Raw genomic sequence first — 5,254 nt, 5'->3', positions numbered from 1 at the left:
CTCGGCGGCTGAGCCGCTCCCCGCGCACGTCCCACGTCACCCGCTCCTTCTCCCTCCTCCCCTCCGTCCCGAAGGGATTCCCCGCCATGCCCGCGTGCCATCGCCGCGCCGCCCTGCTTCCCGCCCTCTCCGTCCTCCTCGGCGGCACCGGCGGGCGGCGCGAGGGAGACGGCGGCGAGGCCGAGGAGGACGGAGAGGGCGGGAAGCAGGGCGGCGCGGCGATGGCACGCGGGCATGGCGGGGAATCCCTTCGGGACGGAGGGGAGGAGGGAGAAGGAGCGGGTGACGTGGGACGTGCGCGGGGAGCGGCTCAGCCGCCGAGGAGGCTGCAGAGCTGGTCGACCGGGAAGGGGGACTGTCCCGGGTCGGTGGAGCCCTGCGGCAGCGAGCCGGGGAAGGACTCGCAGGTCGAGGTCACGGCCTGGGCCGCGTTGTCCGCCGGCTCGGGCTTGTGCGAGGAGATGGTGTCGGTCATCTCCTTGAGCCCCTTCTCCTCGGCGGCGCCCTTGCCGCCGGTCAGCCTGCCCATGCAGGAGGACGAGCCGGGCGGGCACTCCTTGAGCTTCTCCCCGGCCGCCTTGATGTCCTTGTCGGCCTGGCCGGCGGCCTCCTGGGTCTTCTTCTGCTGTTCCTCGATCTCCTTGGCCTCCTTGGCGTTGGCCTCCTTGTCCAGACAGGCCTGGTCCTCGGGCTTGCACTCCTCGGCGTACGCGGTGGGGGCCAGGGGCAGGGCGAGAGCGGCGGCGAGGACGGCCGCGGTCAGCACACGGCGTGCCGACGTCTTGCGTTCGGGAACGGGCACGGGCATGGGAACTCCCTTGGGACAGGGCTGATTTGGTGAGCTCGGAAGGGGACGCCAGGGGCGGACAGGGGACTGTCCTCAAGATCACCGAGCGCATCCAGACGCTAACCGCCGGGGACTCGGCACTTCGGCAGGACACACGGTGCGGCGCGGACCCCGGGGGCCGCTCACCACTTCGGCGGAGCGCACTGGAGGCCGCCGGAACGGGCCGCGACCGGGGCCTTCCGAGGCCGGCCGCGCGGTCCTCCCGTACACCCGTGGGCGTGGAATCCGGCGCAGCGGCGAGGGGGCCGCCGGCCCCGTACCGCCGGTCCCCTCACTCCCCCGGCCGCCGCCGTTCGGCGGCCCGCCACGGGGTGCGGTGCGCCACCCCTCCGGGGGCTCGTGGCAGCGTGAGTGCGCCCCGTGGACGGCACCCCGAACGGAGGTCCGTCTAACGGGTGTTTCAGCGATTCCAGCGCGCCCCGGTGATCGTTTTCGGACAGTCTGCTGATGTGCCCGGCGGCCCGTCCCGGCCGTCGCACCCGGCCGTGGGCACTCCATGCCCGCAGGCCCGGCACGCCGTGTTCGCATGACCCGCGACCGGCCCGTGTACGTCCCCGGCGGACGGCACCGGCCGGGCGCCGCGCTCCCGTATGTCCCCGTCGAAGGAGAGCAGAGCCATGTCCCGTTCACGACGCAGTCCCTCGCGCACGACACCGCGCGCCCGGCGGCTCGCAGCCGCCACGCTCGCCGCGGCGGCCCTCACCGCCGTTCCGGCCCTCGCCCCCGCGGCCAACGCCAACGAGGGCAACCCGACCGTGCTGAGCTGGGGCGCGGGCCGCACCGGCCAGCTCGGCAACGGCACCCTCGCCGACAGCCTCAGCCCGTCCTCGGTCACAAGTCTCTTCCGCGGTGACGTCGACCAGATGTCGGCCGGCGGCACCTCGTCCGCCGACTCGTTCGCCCTCGCCCGTACCGACAAGACCGTCAAGTCCTGGGGCCACAACTCCTCCGGCCAGCTCGGCAACGGAGGCAACACCAACCAGACCGTTCCCACCACCGTGCCCCGCCTCAACAACATCAAGGACGTCGCCGCCGGCGGAAAGCACGCCCTCGCCCTCGACACGAGCGGCCAGGTCTACTCCTGGGGCGACAACGCCTACGGCCAGCTCGGCAACAACCGCACCGGCGACAGCCGTACGGTCCCCGATCGCGTCCAGGGCATGCCCAAGGTCAAGCAGATCTCGGCCGGCTGCGACTTCAGCCTCGCGCTCCTGGAGAACGGCAAGGTGTACGCCTGGGGCCGCGGCATCCACGGGCAGCTCGGCAACGGCACCCGTGCCACCAGCTCCGTACCCCGACAGGTCCTCGGCCTGGAGAACATCGTGGAGATCGACGCCGGCTGCCACCACGCCCTCGCGCTGACCGCCGACGACACGGTCAAGTCCTGGGGCTACAACCTCTACGGCCAGCTCGGCAACTCCTCCACCAAGTCCGCCACCCTCCCCGTCGACGTCGACTGGGTCGAGGGCGTCTCCGACATCGAGGCGGGTGCCTTCCACAACTACGTCAAGACGAGCGACAGCCACGTCTGGGGCTGGGGCAACAACCAGTACGGCCAGCTCCTGGAGGGCGACGAGGCCTTCGACTCCAACGTCTCCCGCACCAACCGCACCGCCCCCGTCGAGATCCTGCGCCTCGAAGGCGTCCAGCACCTCGCGGCCGGCGCCCGGCACGGCGTCGCCGTCACGGCGGACGACGTCTTCGCCTGGGGCCACAACGGCGAGGGCCAGCTCGGCAACGGCACGACGGTCGCCCGCTACGAGTCGGTGAAGATCCTCAACGAGGGCTCGGCGATCAAGGCGGTGGCCGTCTCCCTCGGCGGCAACACGACGTACGCGTACTGAGCGGGGTGCGTCCTCGCATGACGTACGCCTACGGACGCGGCATCGCCGCAGCCCTCGCGCTCCTCGCCCTCGCGGGCCCGGCACACGCCGCCGAGCCCCGCGACCCCTGGGTACGGGCCTGGGGGGCGAACAGCGTCGGCCAGCTCGGCAACGGAACCACCGTCACGCAGCAGACCCCTTCCAACATCCGGGGCCTGGCCCGCGCCACGGTGCGCGAGCTCGCCGCGGGAGGCGGCAACGACGGCAACTCCTTCGCGGTCGCCCTGCTGCACGGCGGCACGGTCGAGGCATGGGGCGGCAACAGCAACGGGCAGCTCGGCGACGGCACCACCGTCAACCGGCCCTTCCCCGCCGCCGTCGCGGGACTGTCCGGGGTGTCCCACGTCGCCGCCGGAGCCCACTTCGCCTACGCCGTGCGCGGCGGGCGGGTCCTCGCCTGGGGCGACAACGCCTTCGGCCAGCACGGCAACGGCACGACCGACTCGACCCCCCGTCCGGTCGCCGTCCAGAGCCTGAGCAAGGTCACGGACATCGCCGCCGGCTGCTACCACGCCCTCGCCCTGCGCGAGGACGGCACGGTCTGGACCTGGGGGCGGAACCACTACGGCCAGCTCGGCCTCGGCTCCACCGCCGACCGGACCACACCCCAGCGGGTGCCGGGCCTCACGGACGTCGTGGAGGTGGCCGTCGGCTGCTACCACTCGCTGGCCCGTACGGCCGACGGCACCGTCAAGGCCTGGGGCCACAACACCGACGGACAACTGGGCGACGACAGCACGGAGCACCGCTCGACGCCCGTGGACGTCCGGCACCTGACGGCGGTCGCGGGCATCTTCGCGGCGGGTCTCCACTCGTTCGCCGTCCTCGACGACGGACAGGTGCGCGCCTGGGGTGACAACGCCCACGGCCAGCTCGGCGACGGTTCCACCGTCAAGCGCACCACCCCGGTCCCCGTCCCCGCGCTCACCGATGTCACCGCCCTCGCCGGCGGCTACCGCCACACACTCGCCGTCCGCGCCGACGGCTCGGTCCTCGCCTGGGGCGAGAACACCGTGGGCCAGCTCGGCGACGGCACCACCACGAACTCCCTCACCCCGGTCCTCGCCCTGCCCCCGGGCAGCGGCGCGACCCGCGTGGCCGCCTCCACCGTGTGGCACTCCAGCTACGCCTACTGACCCGAAAGGTCGCCATGAATCTCCCCGTACGCACGTCTCTGCTCGCCGCCCTCACGGCGGCCACCGCCCTCGCCGCCCCCTGCCTCTCCGCCCACGCCGCCGGCACCGACCCCTGGGTGCGCGCCTGGGGCGAGAACGCCCAGGGACAGCTGGGCAACGGCAGCGTCCTCGCCCAGCAGACCCCTGCCGCCGTCATCGGCATCACCCGCGACGACGTGCGCGAGCTCTCCGGAGGAGGCGGCGGCGCCGCGGCGGCCGCCAACGGCTTCGCCGTCGCCCTCCTCAAGGACGGCACCGTGAAGAGCTGGGGCAACAACGCCACCGGCCAGCTCGGCAACGGCACCCTCGTCGCCCAGTCCTTCCCCGCGACCGTCGCCGGACTCTCGGGCGTGAGCGAGGTCTCCGCGGGCCTCAACCACGCGCTCGCCGTCAAGGGCGGCCGGGTCCTCGCCTGGGGCAGCAACGCCTCCAAGCAGCTCGGCACCGGTCAGGACACCACCAACCCGTACAAGGCCCCGATCCCCGTGCAGAGCCTGGACAGGGTGAAGGACGTCGGGGCGGGCTGCGACTTCAGCGTGGCGCTCCGGCAGGACGGCACGGTCTGGACCTGGGGCAAGGGCGACAACGGGCGTCTGGGCACCGGCAACAACACCACCCGCGAGACGCCGCAGAAGGTCCCCGACCTCGTCGACGTCGAGTCCGTCGCCGTGGGCTGCGACCACGTCCTCGCGCTCACCGCCGACGGCGTCGTCAAGGCCTGGGGCAAGGGCGCCGAGGGCCAGCTCGGCAACGACACCACCACCGACAGCAACAAGCCGGTGGACGTCGCCCACCTCGACGCCGTGGCCAGGATCTACGCCACCTCCGCGTCCGGCTTCGCCGTCCTCGACGACGGCAGCCTGGCCGGCTGGGGCAAGAACACCGACCGGCAGCTCGGCGACGGCACGAACGCCAACCGCACCACCCCGGTCGTCCTGGACACGCTCAAGGGCGTCCAGAGCATCGCCGGAGGGGCCGACTTCACGGTGGCCGCGCTGGACGACGGCTCGGTGATCGGCTGGGGTGCCAACGCGACCGCCCAGCTCGGCGACGGCACGACCACCAACCCCACCGGTACCACGGTGGCCCTGCCGCCCGGCAGTGGCGTCACTCACGTCGCCACCACCGTGACGGGCAAGTCCGCGTTCGCCTACTGACCCGGTGCGGCCGCGCGGCCCCCTCGCCGGGCCCGCGCGGCCCCGCGCCGGCCGCTCTCGGGCCTCGTGCCCGCCTGGCGGGCCTCCCTCGCGCCCGTCCGGCCCTCGGGCCGCGTACCCGGCCTCCCTCGGGCCTCCTCTGCCCGCCTCGCGCGGGGCCTCTCGCCAGGTCCCGCGCGGGGCGGGCAGAGG

The 5,254-nt window shown here is 73.5% G+C and carries 4 protein-coding genes and 1 pseudogene; 3 read left to right on the top strand and 2 right to left on the bottom strand.

The annotated features are described in order from the left end of the window. Nucleotides 1-236: pseudogene (locus AOK00_RS39820) on the bottom strand (hypothetical protein); the annotation flags it as partial. Between the two features lie 74 nt (nt 237-310). Beyond that, entirely contained in the window at nt 311-808 is a 498-nt protein-coding gene (locus AOK00_RS34405) for a hypothetical protein (RefSeq protein WP_079042345.1), read from the bottom strand. 656 nt (nt 809-1,464) lie between these two features. On the opposite strand from AOK00_RS34405, the gene AOK00_RS34400 reads away from it, so the two are divergent. The 3 genes from AOK00_RS34400 to AOK00_RS34390 are packed head-to-tail and all read left to right on the top strand — an operon-like array spanning nt 1,465 to nt 5,062. Beyond that, nucleotides 1,465-2,691, top strand: a complete 1,227-nt coding sequence (locus tag AOK00_RS34400) for an RCC1-like domain-containing protein (protein WP_055604062.1) — start codon at nt 1,465-1,467, stop codon at nt 2,689-2,691. A 17-nt stretch (nt 2,692-2,708) separates the two neighbouring features. Beyond that, nucleotides 2,709-3,866, top strand: coding sequence for an RCC1 domain-containing protein (locus tag AOK00_RS34395; RefSeq protein WP_055604061.1), 1,158 nt, complete (start codon nt 2,709-2,711; stop codon nt 3,864-3,866). A gap of 14 nt (nt 3,867-3,880) precedes the next feature. Beyond that, nucleotides 3,881-5,062: an RCC1 domain-containing protein gene (locus tag AOK00_RS34390; protein ID WP_055604060.1), complete on the top strand. Its 1,182-nt coding sequence runs from the start codon at nt 3,881-3,883 to the stop codon at nt 5,060-5,062. The last annotated feature ends 192 nt before the right edge of the window (nt 5,063-5,254 follow it).

Origin of the sequence: Streptomyces aureus, from assembly GCF_001418135.1 — a bacterium.
In the GTDB taxonomy this organism is placed as follows: Bacteria; Actinomycetota; Actinomycetes; order Streptomycetales; family Streptomycetaceae; genus Streptomyces; species Streptomyces aureus_A.
This window is presented reverse-complemented; position numbering and strand designations above follow the sequence as displayed.

Excerpts from the sequence above, each read along its gene's own strand:
- AOK00_RS34390 (WP_055604060.1), top strand. The coding sequence starts at position 3,881 with ATGAATCTCCCCGTACGCACGTCTCTGCTCGCCGCCCTCACGGCGGCC.
- AOK00_RS34405 (WP_079042345.1), bottom strand. The coding sequence starts at position 808 with ATGCCCGTGCCCGTTCCCGAACGCAAGACGTCGGCACGCCGTGTGCTG.
- AOK00_RS34400 (WP_055604062.1), top strand. The coding sequence starts at position 1,465 with ATGTCCCGTTCACGACGCAGTCCCTCGCGCACGACACCGCGCGCCCGG.
- AOK00_RS34395 (WP_055604061.1), top strand. The coding sequence starts at position 2,709 with ATGACGTACGCCTACGGACGCGGCATCGCCGCAGCCCTCGCGCTCCTC.